The following is a 14,756-nucleotide window of genomic DNA, read 5'->3' on the forward strand; positions in this document are numbered from 1 at the left end:
TCATATCCGGTGTTTCAGACAAGCTCGCAGGCGCAGAGTCCGGGCGGCAAGAGCCGTCCCGGACCCCGTCCCTGGGAGGTTATGATTTGACCGGCAATCCGGTCGCCGCCGCGATCTGTTTTGCGGCGTCGTCGAGTGCCGCCTTGGCGTCGGGATAGCCACCGGCCAGATATTTGGTCTGCACCGCGCGGACGATGATTTCGGCATCGCTCTGGAACTGCGTGCCGCGGCTGGGGACGACCTTGGGCAAGGTGCCCAGAATATCCTTCCACACCGCCTGGCCACCCCAATAGGGCAGGCCTTGGCTGACGTAGGGGTCATCCAGCGCCGAGACCAGCGAGGGGACCAGGCCAAACTCCTTCAGCATGGTGATCTGGCCTTCATTGGTTCCGAGCGTGTATTTCAGGTATTCGTAAGCCGCCTCCTTGTTCTTCGAGGCCGAGGTAATGGCCAGCGACGAGCCGCCGAGATTGGCGGCGCGGGGACCGTCGGCCGTTAGGCTCGGCATCAGATAGACGCCCCATTTGCCGTTCTCGCCAGCCGATTCGGTGCGGATGGTGCCTTCATACCAGCCGCCATAGACCTGGGTGGCGACTGTGCCCGCCGTGTTATTGGTGATCTTGGTGCTCCAGTCGGCGGACGACACGATGCCTGCGTCCTTCATCTCCTTGACCTTGGTCAGGGCGTCGACGCATTTGGGTTCGCTGACCGTGATCGACTGGCCATCCTCGGCGAAATAGGCGCAGCCCTGCTCGTTGGAGATCATGCGGAAGAATTCGGTGTCGCCGTTGAAATCGGCGTTGGTCATCGAGACGCCGGGATTGGCGGCCTGGATCTTCTTGCCGGCGGCGATGAAATCGTCCCAGGTCTTGATCGATGCCGGATGCACCCCAGCCTTCTCGTAGAAGTCGCGGCGATAGAAGGCGGCGACCGGGCCGGAATCCCACGGCATGGCATAGGCCTTGTCGCCGACCTCGAGCTCGGTGCGCTTGAAATCGGGGAATTTCTTCTGGTCCTCGGCACTGTAGCCCAGCGTATGCAGGTCGACGAAGCAGTCGGGGAACTGGCTCCAATAATTCTCGGCTTCGCCATTCTCGATGGTGACGATGTCGGGCAGGCCGACGCCGCCGGCCGCACAGCCGGCGATCGACTTGTCGTAGGTCGGCTGGTTGCCGAGATCCTGAACCGTGACCTTGATGTCGGGATGCAGCTTGTTGAAGCCGGCAACCGTCGCCTTCAGCGACGAAGCGGCGACATTCCAGCTCCAGATGGTGATTTCGCCGGACTGCGCAAAGGCCGGGGCTGAGCCCAGGGCAAGCGCGAGCGCGGCGCAGGTCAGTGTGATGCGCATTGAAATCCTCCCATTTCATTTGCTCTCTCTGCGAGCGTGGCTACACTATTCGGCGCGGAAGGCTTGTCGCCGACAAAGGGAATACGGAATTGGCGGAAAGTAAGATGCCGGAGCGGCCGTTTTACCAGCCAGGCGCCAGCAGCGTGGAAGGCCTGCCGCTGCTCCTGCAGATGTTTCACACCGCTCCGCTGGTAATGCTCAAACCGCACTGGCATGCCCAGGTCGAGGTGAATTTCATCGTCCGCGGCAGCGTGCACTACCGCATGAACGAGCACGAAATCTCGCTTTCGGCTGGCGAGATGTGCTTCTTCTGGGGTGGCCTGCCGCACCAGATGGACGATCTCAGCGACGACGCCATCTATGCCGGCGCGCATCTGCCGCTGGTGCATTTCTTCCGCCTGCATCTGCCGGCCGACGTGCGCCACCGGCTGATGACCGGTGCGACACTGGTGACCAGCGCCACCGACCAATCCGACAACGACAATTTCGCCCGCTGGAACAGCTATGCCCGCTCGGGTGATCCGGCCAAGGCCGAGCATGCCGTCAACGAGCTTCTGCTGCGGTTGGAGCGGGTGCGGTTCGAACCCTACCGACTGGTGCCCGAGACGGCGGCCGGGCAGGAAGCCGGCAGCGCCTTCGACCAGCAATCCTCGCGCAATGTCGGGCGCATGTGCGACTTCATCGCCGAGAATTTCCTCTACGACATAGATTGCATGAACATAGCGGCGGCGGCCGACATCCATCCCAAATACGCCATGAGCCTGTTCAAGAAATCGACCGGCATGACGCTCAACGAATACGTCAACCTTCTGCGGCTGAGCTACGCGCAGGCATTGCTGATGCATCAGGATGCCAATGTGCTGCGCGTCGCCATGGACTCCGGCTTCGGCTCGCTCAGCGCCTTCAACAAATCCTTCCGCAAGTTGGCCGGCATGACACCCTCCGACTTCCGCAAGGGTGTGGCCGGCGCGAGGTAGAGTGAGGGCTCGTTGCCGGCTTGCCATCGAAGCGAATGCATTGCGGCATCTCGATCATTGGCCAAGGACGGATCCCGCAGTTGCTGCGACGCCGGGACCGGCAAAAAGGCCGGAAGGGCCCAGCCCGCGCGCCTTAACGGCAATGAAAGCGCCTGAGGAAGCCAGCCTTTCCACAGCCTCGCTTTTCCTGCCGGAAATCGCCACCTAGGCGCTGGACAGGCTAAATTCCCGTGCTATAACCCACGCGCTTTCAAGGGGCGCCCACGGCGCCTTCATGAAATCCGGTTCACGCGTTTTCGTTTGCCGGAACAGGCCCAGATAGCTCAGTTGGTAGAGCAGCGGACTGAAAATCCGCGTGTCGGTGGTTCGAATCCGCCTCTGGGCACCAACAACCTTAAGTTGTATTTTTACTCCGTGTAAGCTTTTGTTTTTTCGATATAATTTCTTTGGTACAACTATAGCGCGACTTAAAATCCATGCCGAATGACCGTAGGCACCCATGACCATAAGCTCAACGAGTTGCATGACGGCGCAGACTATACGCCCTACGAAGGTCTTGAAGTGACGGGCTGGCCCACGACTGTCATTGTAGGCGGTGCTGCTCCATATGGAGCCCGCCTGGTTTGTGGTCAGCAAAGGGGACCCGAAAGCCTGCCCTTCAGGCGAGATCTCGCGCATCGCCAGTAGAATCGGGAGTAATTTCTTCCCCATCTCCGAACGCATTGCACGACAGCCTTGCGCCCCTAGGCAGCGATTTTCATGCCAAGACGGTTCAGGCAAACTCACCCAGATGCCCTCGAACCCATTCGGCCTCGTCCGATGCCGTGCGCCGGAAGTGTCGTTTGAAGTCACGGCTGAACTGGGCAGGACTGGTGTAGCCAACCGATGCCGCGACCTCTGCGATCGTCTTGTCCTTGCGCGCAATCATCAGCCGCGCCTCGTGGAGCCGTATCGCCTTCACGTACTGGATCGGGCTGCTGCCCGTCAGGGCCTTGAAGTGGACGTGGTAGGAGGGGACACTCATGCCTGCTTCAGCAGCCAGCGCGGGGACCGAAATCCGCGAACTGTAGGTTTCACGCAACCGGGCGAGGCTTTGCACGATCCGCCCGGAAGCGCCCCCCTGCTGCAGGGCTGAGATCATCGCACCGCCTTGCGGGCCTACGAGCACCCGGTAGTGCAGCTCGCGCAGGATGCCTGCTCCCAGAACCGCAACCTCGACAGGATCGCGCAACGCCCGCAGCAGACGTAGCACGACATCCTCGATACTCGGCTCCATTCTGCTCGAAACCAGACCTCTCACCTTGCCGGCTGTCGGTGCGGAACGTCTTCCCGCTATTTCCGAGGCGATCTCGGCAGCCAGGCGCATATTGAACTCGACATAGACCGCAAGCAGGGGCCGTCCCGCGCTGGCCACTGATTCCATCCGAAACGGAACGGGCACCGACACGGCCAGATAGTGCTCTTCATCGTAGAGATAGACCTCACCTTCAAGCATGCCCTGCTTACGGCCCTGCAGCACGAACACCGCGCCGGGCTTGTAGAGCACGGGGGTGTTGTGAAGCACCGTCTCGGTCCTGAGAATGCGGACTCCGTCAAGCCCTGTCAGATTGTATCCGTGGTTGGGGGCAAGAAGCCCAGCCAGTTCGATCAGCTCGTGATGCACTGACCCCCGCTCCCCATCTTGATAGGATTTGGCAAGAGAATCATCGGTATTGCGATCGATTAGCGGCTCTCCGAAAACTATTGATCAAAGGCATCGATCAATCAAGAAGAGAACGTCAGATATGTCTCGAAAGACCTTTTTCATCACCGGCGCGAACTCCGGCTTCGGCTTCGCGATTGCAGCGGTCGCGAGCAGTCAGGGCCATAAAGTCGTCGGCGCCGTCCGCTCGGAACGGTCGCGTGCAGCCCTTGCGGAACGCCTGCCTGCGGTGCCGTCCGTCGTTTGCGATGTGACGGAGTTCGACCGGATAGCCGATGTCGTCCGACAGGCCGAGGAAGACCATGGGCCGGTCGACGTGCTGATCAACAATGCCGGCTACGGTCACGAGGGGATCCTCGAGGAGTCGCCTCTCGAAGAAATGCGGCGTCAGTTCGATGTGAATGTCTTCGGCGCCGTGGCGGTTGCCAAAGCCTTCCTGCCGCGATTTCGCGAAAGGCGGAGCGGACGCATCGTGAACGTGACCTCGATGGGCGGCATGATCACCATGCCTGGCATCGCGTACTACTGCGGAAGCAAGTTCGCTCTTCAGGGCATTTCGGAAGTCATGCGCGCGGAGATGGCGCCGTTCGGCGTCTACGTGACTGCGCTCTGCCCCGGCTCCTTCCGGACGGACTGGGCCGGACGCTCAATGGTCAGGACCGAGCGATCGATCGCGGACTACGACGCGCTGTTCGATCCGATCCGGCAGGCGAGGCAGGCCAAAAGCGGCAAGCAACTCGGCGATCCCGGCAAGCTTGCGGCAGCCGTGCTAACCTTGGTCGAATCCGACAACCCTCCACCACAGCTCCTGCTCGGCAGCGATGCCCTTGGATTTGTATCGGATAGGGTTGAACGCCTTACACATGAGATCAAAGCTTGGAATTCCGTTACCATCTCGACCGATGGTTGACGGCGCTGGCATGGCAAAGGAACCGAAAACGCTCGCTGATCCAAGTACCGGAGCGACGCCGCTCCAGAACCGAACCAATCCACAGAAATATTTTGTTGGTATTTTTGTTGGTTAGCCCTGCTGTCACCTGCGCGCCAACCATTTGGAAACAAAGGCAGATCTCCATCACTTGGATTCCGCCTCTGGCACCAATAGCTCAGCAGCGTCCGCTGCGGCAGCGATAAATGCCCCGACGAGGCTCCTCCACTGCGGCGTTTGCGACTGCACGCTCGCTATACATTCGATTGGTGTGACAAGCTGAAGAAGGAGGCGCGCGGCCGGTCTCGGCGAGACGACTGCGCTCGACGATTGGCTGCGTCTTTCGCCATGCGATCGCGACCGCACGGGCCGCCGCAGATCCGACGTCGACGCCGAGAGGCGCGCTTGTCAGACCAACGGCCACGCCCGTGCGGCCGTTGCCGATCCTTGAGCCGTTCACCGTTTCACGCAAACGGCAACCTGCTCCAACTCTTTGTTTGACGCCATTCCCACGGGAAAGCATTGTGCTTTTCCGGGAACTGCTCAGATGGCCGGCGCGCTGGTGCGCGCCAACAGTCTGGCGTCAGGCGTGGCGTATCTCCGTTCCCAACACCTTCAAGCATTCGCGGATGAACGCGGCAAGCGCGGTCCAACCCTTGGCGGAAACCATCGTCCCGTCCACATAGGCATCGGTGGGTGACAGGTCAATGTAAGTGCCGCCGGCAAGCGTCACCTCCGGCTCGCAAGCCGCGAGAGCCCCAACCTTCTTGCCGCGGACGACGCCATCGACCGCGATCAGAATCTGGACGCCGTGGCAAATCGTGAAGATCGGCTTTTTGGTCTCATGGAAATGGCGCACGATCGCCTGCACGCGCTTGTCGGTACGAATGTATTCCGGCCCGCGGCCGCCGGCGCAGTAGACGGCATGATACTGGTCGAGCTGTCTTTCGGCTTCCGAGAACGTCTTGTTGATCAGCGCGTAGTGACCGAGCTTTTCGGTGTAGGTCTGGTCGCCCTCGAAGTCGTGCAGCGAGGTCTTGATCAGGTCGCCGGCGTTCTTGTCGGGGCATACCACATGAACCGTGTGGCCCACGGCCTCCATCGCCTGCTGATAGACGAATATCTCGTATTCCTCGGTGAACTCACCGGTCAGCATCAGTATTTTCTTGCCTGGCATGGCTCTTCCTCCTGTTGCGGCTGGGCGAGGCGCGGATCGCGGCTCGCCTGTCTTCGAAATGGGGTCGGATCAGACTGGCGAATCCGGGAAATAGGCGCTCGGCGCGCAGCATCGGTTCGACGGCGCCCGGCACGGCACCAATGGGCAGCGTGCTTCGTCCCTCTCCGGCGATATTGGCGGCAATGGACATCGGCTCCGACCTCAATCGAAGGCCGGAAGCAAGCGATCGCGCGAATGCTCGATGTGGACGAGCATCGCCTTTTGGGCGGCGTCGGAATCGGCCGCGCCGAACGCGGCAAGGATCGCCTCGTGTTCGTCGAGCGCTTCCTCGGTCACGCGGGCATGATACATCAGGCGGAAGATATGGAAGTGGGCATGCTGGTGGCTCAACGTCTGCCGAATGAGTTCGTTTTGCGAAAACTCCATGATCTTGTCGTGGAAGATCGCGTCCTGCCGGGCGAAATTCGAATAACGCAGGCGATCGTCCTTGCCTTCGCGCCGTGACATCACGCCGGCCGCTTCCAGCAAAATGTTGAGCTTGGCTTCATCCATGGCAGCGGCGGCCTTCGCCGCGGCATGCGGCTCAAGCAGAAGACGCATCTCGTACAATTCATCGAACCGGCGGCGTGTGATTTGCGGTGCCGCGCGATAGCCGATCAGGTGAGTCTTGAGCACCAGGCCTTCGCCTTCGAGGCGGCCGAGCGCCTCGCGGATCGGCGTGTGCGAGACGTTGAATTCCTTGACCAGGCTGTCGACGGTGATGCGCGAACCCGGCGCGATCTTCAGCGCCATCAGCTGCGCGAAGATCGCTTCATAGACATCCTCGACCAGGCTGTTGGAGCGCTGGATGCGACCGCTGCCGGCGGCCGTTTCGGTCGTGTCGATCGGGCTCGCGGCCTGCATCTTTTTACCTCTTGACAGTGCGGACTGCTATCACGATGCTCCAACCGATGCAATCCTATATCCTATACGATTCTAAAGCGGATATGCTTTTCGAGCCATTACATGGTGCTGCAGAATGTCGCTGGCGCCGTTGCGGACAGATGGTGGATCCGTCGTGACAATCCTTCCCAGTTCAGGCGCCGCCAAAGGACAAAAGATATCCATGAGCCTCTTCGCCGCCCTCCGGCTTCCGCGTGAAATCCTTTTTGGGAAAGGCCAGCGCCATGTGCTGCCGACAGTCGCCGGCAGGTTCGGCCGGCGCGCCCTGGTCTGTACGGACGAGCGTTTCGCCGGCACGGCGGTGTTCGCGGAAATTGTCAAATCGCTCCAGGCCGCCTCGATCGAGGTGCTGGTGCATGACCGCGTGCTCCCCGACGTGCCGCGCGACAGCGTCGGCATTTGCGTCGACGAGGCCGCGAAATTCCAGCCCGAGATGGTGATCGGCATCGGCGGCGGCAGCTGCCTCGATTTCGCCAAATGCGCCGGCTTGCTGCTCAGCCATGGCGGCAAGCTTCAGGACTACTATGGGGAGTTCAAGGTGCCCGGCCCGACGCTGCCGCTCATCGCCGTGCCCACCACTGCGGGCACCGGCTCCGAAGTGACGCCCGTCGCGGTGATCTCCGATCCGGACCGGACGCTCAAGGTCGGCATATCGAGCCCCTATCTGATCGCGGCGGTTGCCTTGTGCGACCCCGAACTGACGATGACCTGCCCCCCTGCCCTGACCGCGATAGCCGGCGCCGATGCCTTGACCCATGCGATCGAGGCCTTCACCGCGAAGCGGCGCGGCGAGGACCCCAGCCTGACGCAACAGCATGTTTTCATCGGCAAGACCGCGTTGACCGACCATTTCGCCTTGCTGGCCATAAAACTGCTGGGCCGCAGCCTGGAGAAAGTCTGCACCGACGGCACCGATGCCGATGCGCGCGCCGATGTGATGATGGGCGCGCTGGCGGCGGGCTGCGCATTCGGCACCGCCGGCACGGCGGCGGCGCATGCCGTGCAATATCCCGCGGGCGCCCTCACCCACACGGCGCACGGATTGGGCGTCGCAACGATGATGCCCTACGTCATGACCTACAACAGCCGCGTGGTCGCCGCGGAAATGGCAGAGATCGGCGCAGCGCTTGGCCTTGAGGCCAAGGGGCGGAGCGCCGGGGAGATGGCGGACGCCACAATCGAGGAAATCCGACGGCTATTCACGGCGATCGGCATCACGCCGACGCTGGCCGATCTCGGCCTTCCCGCCGACAAGCTCGACTGGACCGCCGATCAGGCGCTCGGCATCGATCGCCTGATCAAGAACAACCCGCGCCCCTTCGATCTCACCGCCATGCGGCGCCTGGTCCAGGCCGCCCATGACGGCGACCTCGCAGCCTGCGCCATGTAGTCCACGGAACAAGACCATGAACCTTCCTCCCAATGCGCTGTGGATCGACCAGGACGACTATGATGTTCGCGGCTTTTCGCACGGACTCTACATCGACGGCAGATGGCGACCATCTTCCGATGGCCGGGTCATCGACGTCGTCGATCCTTCGTCGGGATCCGTCATCGCAGCGGTTCCCGACGCGACGCTCGAGGACGCCTTGGCAGCCGTCGATGCGGCGGCCAAGGCGGCGACGGCATGGCGGGAGACAGCGCCACGCGAGCGCTCGGAAATCCTCAGGCGCTGTTTCGAACTCATGGTCGAGCGGTCGGAAACGCTCGCCATGCTGATCTCGCTGGAGAACGGCAAGGCTCTGCGCGACGCGCGCGGCGAGGTTGCGTACGCCGCCGAGTTCTTCCGCTGGAACGCGGAAGAAGCGGTCCGCATCACCGGCGAGTTCGGCACCGCGCCGTCCGGCACCAACCGCATAGTGGTCGACTATGAGCCGGTCGGCATCTGCGTGCTGATCACGCCCTGGAATTTTCCTGCCGCGATGGCGACACGGAAGATCGCACCGGCGTTGGCGGCCGGTTGCACGGTGATCCTGAAGCCGGCCAGCGAGACGCCGCTGACGGCCTATGCGCTGGCCGCGCTCTACAGCGAGGCCGGCGTGCCGGCCGGCGTCGTCAACGTGCTCACCACGACCAGTCCCGGTCCGCTGACCTCGGCCATGCTGGCCGATCCGCGCGTCAGGAAGCTCTCTTTCACCGGCTCGACTGGCGTCGGACGAACCTTGCTTGGCGAAGCGGCCAAGCATGTGGTCTCCTGCTCGATGGAACTCGGCGGCAATGCACCCTTTGTCGTTTTCGACGATGCCGACCTCGATGCCGCGCTCGACGGCGCCATGATCGCGAAGATGCGCAATGCCGGCGAGGCCTGTACAGCCGCCAACCGCATCTATGTTCAGTCGGGCATCCATGACGCGTTCGCCGACGGCCTTCGCAAGCGCATGGCAGCTCTCAAGGTCGGACCAGGCATGAGTGCGGACACCGAGTGCGGGCCGATGATCACCAGAAAGGCGGTCGACAAGATCGACCGCCTGATCAAGGACGCCGTGGGCCGGGGCGCCAGGGTGCTTTGCGGCGGCTCTATCCCGGAAGAGGAAGGCTTCTTTTATCCGCCGACGGTCCTGTCGCAGGTTCCGCCCGATGCCGACATGGCGCATGAGGAGATCTTCGGGCCGGTAGCGCCCGTCACGCGATTCGAGACCGAGGCCGAAGCCATCATGCACGCCAACAACACGGAATACGGCCTTGCCGCCCATATCTATACGCGCGATGTGGGCCGAGGATTGCGGGTGGCATCGCGGATCGAAGCCGGCATGATCGGCCTCAATCGGGGGCTGATGTCGGATCCCGCGGCGCCGTTCGGCGGCGTCAAGCAGAGCGGCCTGGGTCGCGAGGGCGGCCAGCACCACGGCATCGCCGAGTTCATGGAGGCGAAGTATATCGCCGTTACCTTCTGATCGGGCAGCCATGCAGAAAGACCCCTTCCGCACCCGCGACCACGTTGCCGACTTTGATGACATCGTGGCCGATATCGTGGCGCGCAGCGCCACGACCCGGGCGACGCTGCCGATGGTGGCTGATGTCGCCTATGGCAACGGCGAGGCCGAGAGGCTCGACCTGTTCTTTCCGCCGGGCGAGCGTCGGAATCTTCCCGTTCATATTTTCATCCACGGCGGCTACTGGCGGATGTTTTCAAGGAGTGACTATTCCTATGTGGCGAATACAGTCACCCAAGCCGGTGCGATCGCGGTCATCGTCGATTATGCGCTGATGCCCGAGTTCAGGATGGCGGCGATCGTGGAACAGGTCCGGCGCGCCAAACAATGGGTGATGGACAACATCGTCGACCATGGCGGCGATCGCGGCCGGATAAGCGTCAGCGGCCATTCGGCCGGTGCGCACCTGGCCACATTCCTGTTTGAAAAGGCGCCAATGCCGTCACGCATCCACGCAGCGCTGCTGCTGGGCGGCCTCTACGACCTGAAGCCCCTGCAGAAATCCTTCCTCGAGCCGTTGATCGGCATCACCGACGAGGAGGCAGCTGCCTTCACGCCAACGATGCGGCAGCATGACCCGAAGACGGCAGTGATCATTCTCGTCGGGGACCAGGAAACGCCCCCTTTTCATCAGCAGGCGGCCGACTTCGGAACGCTCCTGCGCGCGCGGGGGCACGGTGTCCGCGACCTCTGCCTGAATGACCGGAACCATATGACGAGCGTACGGGATCTGGGCATCATCGGTACGCAAGTTGGCGATTGCCTGATGCAGATGATTGAAACGACCCTCTTCTAAAGGCAATGCCGAGCCGACCCGAATGAGGAGGTCGCAGTGTGATGTGCGCGGCTCAGTGGGCAGTTGCGCAACCTCGGGACTTGGCCCTATTGCGCGACCAGGCGACTCGCCGAGCGAAACAGCTTTGCTCTCATTGGCCATTCGGCGGATTCGATTTGCTTGGTGATCCCTCACCCTTAGGGCAAACTCCCTGCCGGGGCTGCAGGAGGTGAAATGAGAGCACGCGCAGCAACGCTCGGGGATCTCGAGGATGTGTTTCATGGCCTGTCCAAGCGGATGTCGGAGGAGTACGCGGCGGCCGGCAAGGACAGCAAGGTCGCCTACGACAATCTGATGATGAATCTGAAGGAAGGCCGGGCGCACGCGCTGGTGGAGGGCGAGAAGGCCGTGGCGATCATCGCCTGGCATGAGAACAGCGACGCCGCCGATACGCTGTTTGCCGCGCAGGAGGACTTTTTCCGCGCCTCGACGGTGCGCTTCTGCAAGCGACATATCAGGCACATCCAGGCACTTGCCGGCAACCTTCCCATCCATTCGCGCAGCTGGCTGCAGGGGCCTGACGTCGCCCGATGGTTCGGCATTATCGGCTATGCCAAGCGCGGCCAGGAGAACGGCGCCAACCTGTTTGAGCTGCCGCCGGCCCGCGCCAGCTAAGGAACCCCGGCTGGCGGCAGGTGTTCCTGCTTGCCGCAAACGCCGAGCATTCCTCGCCATCGCCCGCGCAAATTCGTCGATGCGGTGTCATCTCTTCGGCTCCAAGCGCATTAACTCGGTGGCCTTGCGAATTGCACTCTCGGCCGCCTTGGACTGCTTCAGCAAGCGGCTTGCACGGGGCGACGATTGGCGGGATGTTACTCAGGGCAACCGGGGCCAACCCGGCAGGCCGAGATCGATATGGCTGCTGGAAAATGTCGCGAGCCCGCTTCGCCCTTCTTACCTTTGTCGTCTTGCTGACGCCGGTAGAGGCAAGCGAGCGCATGTCTCATCTGCTTGACCGCTCCAACCTGCCGATCTCCTATCTTCGCGAATCGGATCTTGTGACCGCATACACGACTGCGATGGCGCGCTTCCGTCTGCAGTTCGCAGGACGTGCCGGCGAAACCAATCTTGCGGTCTCTCTCGAACCATCGCTTTTGCGGGCGGAATTCCGTGCGCGGACCTGGCGCTCGGCGGACGGCAGCTTGTTGCAAGGCTTCGCCGGCAAGGGCGGCTTCCGATTGACTATCGGTAACTGCGTAGCGCGTATCTGCGCTGCCAGCGAATGCAGCGATGCCGGTTGGCCGGTCTACGCCTGCAGCGACGGACGCAATCGCAAGATGTCCGTCACTGATTTTGTGACGGCAAGCTTCGATGGCGTGCCCTATCGTCGATTGAGCGCCTCCCCTTCACAGGAATGAGGGCGCGAGGTGCCCACCATCCTACCGAGGCAGGCGTTGAGCAAGGGCGATGTTCCTTTCCCGCACCGCGAACGCCTTCCCAGTCAACAATTGCCCGCCTCACGCCCAGCGCTGCGACTCCCCGCCGCAGTCGCGCAGGACGCTGCGGCGCTGAAATTGACGCGCGGCATCATCTTTTTCCCGCGAACATGGTCCAAATAGAATAGGATGATGGCGCGCCATCGGAACGCGGACACGTGTTGCATTCGACCCAGTCGGCCGGAAAATCGGTGACAAGCGCCGCCGGAACGTGTTGAAGGTGACGGTCGACACAGAGAGGGATGTGCCATCGGGTTGCACTCGGCAAGTGTTGATGGTTTGTTGCCGGTCTGCGGAGAACGAGTGATGCGAGAATCGATCGGTCAAGACGAATATGGGTCGGCGAACCCTTTCGATCCGGACGACCTGCCCAATCTGAATGCGATCGGACCAGGGATCGGCAACAATGATTTCGAGAAATACGCGGTCGCCGTGATCATCGTGTTCGGTGCCCTGATCATCGGCGGGCTGATGGCCGCGTCGTTGACCTTCGGCCATCGCAACGGGTTCCTCTTCGCGCTCGGCGGCGCCACCTCGGCCTGGATCTCCGGAAACGCGCTTCTGCTTGACCGGCCGCGCATCTACGCGCTGTTCGTCGGCATCGCCGCCCTGATGCTGATCGCATCGACCATCACGCTGGTTACCTGACGGTCCTTGCCGGGCCGCGACCCTGTCCAAGAGTCCACCCCGGCATCAATATCCGAGCGCCTCGCCTGAGGCCGCCCGGCTGTCGATGGCGCCATTGTAGCGCGCGCCGCCGCCCTTCTCGATCTCCGCCAGGCTCTTGCCACCAACGAGAATGCCGGCCGCCTGACCCCAGGTCTGGTCACTCAGATCGAGGTGGTAGCCCATGCCGGCCAGCAGTCTTTCGGTGTCCGGCGACAGGCCGAACGGCTCGACATAGACTTTGTCGGGCAGCCATTGATGGTGGATGCGCGGCGCGTCGATCGCCTCCTGGATGTTCATGCCGTGGTCGATGACGTTGACGATCGCTTCCAGCGTGATGGTGATGATGCGCGAGCCGCCGGGGCTGCCGATGACCATGAACGGCTTGCCGTCCTTGGCCACGATGGTCGGGCTCATCGATGACAGCGGCGTCTTCTTCGGCTGAATGGCATTGGCCTCGCCCTGGACCAACCCATAGAGGTTGGGCACGCCCGGCTTCTGGGTAAAATCGTCCATCTCGTTGTTGAGCAGGATGCCGGTGCCGTCGGCGACGACGCCGGCGCCGAAGGAGCCGTTCAGCGTGTAGGTGACGGCGACCGCGTTGCCGTCCTTGTCGATGATGGAATAGTGCGTCGTCTCTTTCGATTCGCCAAAACCCTTCGGCATCAGATCCTGCGACACGCCGGCCCGGAATGGGTCGATCTTGTCGCGGATGTCCTTGGCGTAGCTCTTGTCCAGCAATCTCGAGACCGGATTGTCGACGAAATCGGGATCGCCGAGCGCGGAGTTGCGGTCGACATAGGCATGGCGCATCGCTTCGACCATGACATGCACGGTCTCGGCCGAGCCGGCGCCGAGATAGGACAGCGGGTAGCCTTCCAGCACGTTGAGGATTTCGCAGATAATGACGCCACCGGAGCTTGGCGGCGGCGAGGAAGTGATCTCATAGCCGCGATAGGAGCAGGTGACCGGTTTCAGTTCGCGCACCGCATATTGCTCGAAATCCTGCTTGGCCAGGATGCCGCCCCTGGCGCCGCACGCCTTGACGATGGCGTCGGCGATGGCGCCCTTGTAGAAGGCGTCGGGGCCTTTCTCGGATATCGCCGAGAGCGAAGCAGCAAGATCCGGTTGGGTGAGCCGCTCGCCAATGCCATAGGGCTTGGCATCGGGTTTCAGGAAGGCGGCCGCCGCCGCCGGATCCTGCGCCAACCTTTCAGCGTTGCCGGCGAACGAGGCGGCATCGCCCTGATTGAGGATGAAACCGTCCTTGGCATAGGCGATCGCCGGCGCCATCAGCTCTTGTCTTGAGAGTGTGCCATATTTTTCGCGCGCTATTTCGAAACCGGCCACCGAGCCCGGCACGCCAACGGCGAGATAGCCGTCGAGGCTGGCGCCCTTCACCGGGTTGCCATCCTTGTCGAGATACATGGTCTTGGTCGCGGCCAGCGGCGCGCGCTCACGAAAATCGAGGAAGGTCGATTTGCCATCGGCGAAACGGATGGTCATGAAGCCGCCGCCGCCAATATTGCCGGCATTGGGGTAGACGACGGCCAGCGCATAGCCGACAGCGACCGCCGCATCGACGGCATTGCCGCCCTTCTTCAAGACCTCTACGCCGACTTCCGACGCCAGATGCTGGGCCGTCACCACCATGCCGTGCTCGCCCTTGACAGGTGCCGGCGACGCGGCAAAGACGCTCGTCAAAGGCGCCAGCGCGAAAGTGATGGAAAGGCTGGCGGCGATCAGCGTCCGACGGGTGAGGTGCATGGCGGGTTCTCCTGGCGGGAACGCCTAGAAGAGCCCGTCGCA

The 14,756-nt window shown here is 62.3% G+C and carries 14 protein-coding genes, 1 tRNA gene and 1 pseudogene; 10 read left to right on the forward strand and 6 right to left on the reverse strand.

All coding sequences use genetic code 11. The annotated features are described in order from the left end of the window. Positions 1–79 precede the first annotated feature (79 nt). On the reverse strand, positions 80–1,351 hold the full coding sequence (locus FJ546_RS03370; RefSeq protein ID WP_140888086.1) for an extracellular solute-binding protein: 1,272 nt from the start codon (positions 1,349–1,351) through the stop codon (positions 80–82). Between the two features lie 104 nt (positions 1,352–1,455). Here FJ546_RS03370 and FJ546_RS03375 point away from each other — a divergent pair, with 104 nt between their 5' ends. Together FJ546_RS03375 and FJ546_RS03380 are read left to right on the forward strand one after the other, a co-directional pair. After that, positions 1,456–2,328: a helix-turn-helix domain-containing protein gene (locus FJ546_RS03375; protein ID WP_095775269.1), complete on the forward strand. Its 873-nt coding sequence runs from the start codon at positions 1,456–1,458 to the stop codon at positions 2,326–2,328. Positions 2,329–2,640: 312 nt separating this feature from the next. Continuing rightward, positions 2,641–2,716 (forward strand) — tRNA-Phe (locus FJ546_RS03380). A 384-nt stretch (positions 2,717–3,100) separates the two neighbouring features. On the opposite strand, the gene FJ546_RS03390 is transcribed toward FJ546_RS03380, so the two are convergent. Then, entirely contained in the window at positions 3,101–3,991 is an 891-nt protein-coding gene (locus FJ546_RS03390; protein ID WP_140888088.1) for an AraC family transcriptional regulator, read from the reverse strand. A 121-nt stretch (positions 3,992–4,112) separates the two neighbouring features. Here FJ546_RS03390 and FJ546_RS03395 point away from each other — a divergent pair, with 121 nt between their 5' ends. Both FJ546_RS03395 and FJ546_RS31485 read left to right on the forward strand, forming a co-directional pair. Continuing rightward, the gene (locus FJ546_RS03395; protein ID WP_140888089.1) at positions 4,113–4,940 is read left to right on the forward strand and encodes an oxidoreductase; all 828 of its coding nucleotides are present in this window, start codon (positions 4,113–4,115) and stop codon (positions 4,938–4,940) included. A gap of 323 nt (positions 4,941–5,263) precedes the next feature. Beyond that, positions 5,264–5,406: pseudogene (locus tag FJ546_RS31485) on the forward strand (integrase); the annotation flags it as partial. A gap of 135 nt (positions 5,407–5,541) precedes the next feature. Here the strand turns inward: FJ546_RS31485 and FJ546_RS03405 are convergent. From FJ546_RS03405 to FJ546_RS03415, 3 genes are read right to left on the reverse strand one after another with little or no spacing between them, the layout of a single operon-like run. Then, a complete protein-coding gene (locus tag FJ546_RS03405; protein ID WP_010913455.1) occupies positions 5,542–6,135 on the reverse strand; it encodes a DJ-1/PfpI family protein in 594 nt (197 codons plus the stop codon). Further along, positions 6,101–6,325: a hypothetical protein gene (locus tag FJ546_RS03410; protein ID WP_140888090.1), complete on the reverse strand. Its 225-nt coding sequence runs from the start codon at positions 6,323–6,325 to the stop codon at positions 6,101–6,103. The genes FJ546_RS03405 and FJ546_RS03410 overlap by 35 nt, the downstream gene beginning before the upstream one ends. Before the next feature lie 11 nt (positions 6,326–6,336). Next, positions 6,337–7,038, reverse strand: a complete 702-nt coding sequence (locus FJ546_RS03415) for a GntR family transcriptional regulator (protein ID WP_140888091.1) — start codon at positions 7,036–7,038, stop codon at positions 6,337–6,339. A gap of 202 nt (positions 7,039–7,240) precedes the next feature. Here FJ546_RS03415 and FJ546_RS03420 point away from each other — a divergent pair, with 202 nt between their 5' ends. The 6 genes from FJ546_RS03420 to FJ546_RS03445 all read left to right on the forward strand — a co-directional run bounded on the left by FJ546_RS03420 (position 7,241) and on the right by FJ546_RS03445 (position 12,929). Continuing rightward, positions 7,241–8,467, forward strand: coding sequence for an iron-containing alcohol dehydrogenase (locus tag FJ546_RS03420; protein ID WP_140888092.1), 1,227 nt, complete (start codon positions 7,241–7,243; stop codon positions 8,465–8,467). A gap of 16 nt (positions 8,468–8,483) precedes the next feature. Further along, positions 8,484–9,971, forward strand: coding sequence for an NAD-dependent succinate-semialdehyde dehydrogenase (locus FJ546_RS03425; protein ID WP_140888093.1), 1,488 nt, complete (start codon positions 8,484–8,486; stop codon positions 9,969–9,971). Positions 9,972–9,981: 10 nt separating this feature from the next. Then, positions 9,982–10,806 carry an alpha/beta hydrolase gene (locus FJ546_RS03430; RefSeq protein ID WP_140888094.1) on the forward strand — a complete coding sequence of 275 codons (825 nt, stop codon included), beginning with the start codon at positions 9,982–9,984 and terminating at the stop codon, positions 10,804–10,806. Between the two features lie 213 nt (positions 10,807–11,019). Beyond that, positions 11,020–11,460 (forward strand): hypothetical protein, encoded by a 441-nt coding sequence (locus tag FJ546_RS03435; RefSeq protein ID WP_140888095.1) that lies wholly within the window; start codon positions 11,020–11,022, stop codon positions 11,458–11,460. Positions 11,461–11,783: 323 nt separating this feature from the next. After that, a complete protein-coding gene (locus FJ546_RS03440; RefSeq protein WP_246686734.1) occupies positions 11,784–12,203 on the forward strand; it encodes a hypothetical protein in 420 nt (139 codons plus the stop codon). A gap of 384 nt (positions 12,204–12,587) precedes the next feature. Continuing rightward, complete coding sequence (locus FJ546_RS03445; RefSeq protein ID WP_095775222.1) at positions 12,588–12,929, forward strand: hypothetical protein; 342 nt, start codon at positions 12,588–12,590, stop codon at positions 12,927–12,929. 45 nt (positions 12,930–12,974) lie between these two features. Here FJ546_RS03445 and ggt read toward each other — a convergent pair whose 3' ends face one another. Beyond that, positions 12,975–14,714 (reverse strand): gamma-glutamyltransferase, encoded by a 1,740-nt coding sequence (gene ggt / locus FJ546_RS03450; protein WP_140888096.1) that lies wholly within the window; start codon positions 14,712–14,714, stop codon positions 12,975–12,977. Positions 14,715–14,756: the final 42 nt, after the last annotated feature.

The organism is Mesorhizobium sp. B2-4-19 (assembly GCF_006441315.1).
GTDB lineage: Bacteria > Pseudomonadota > Alphaproteobacteria > Rhizobiales > Rhizobiaceae > Mesorhizobium.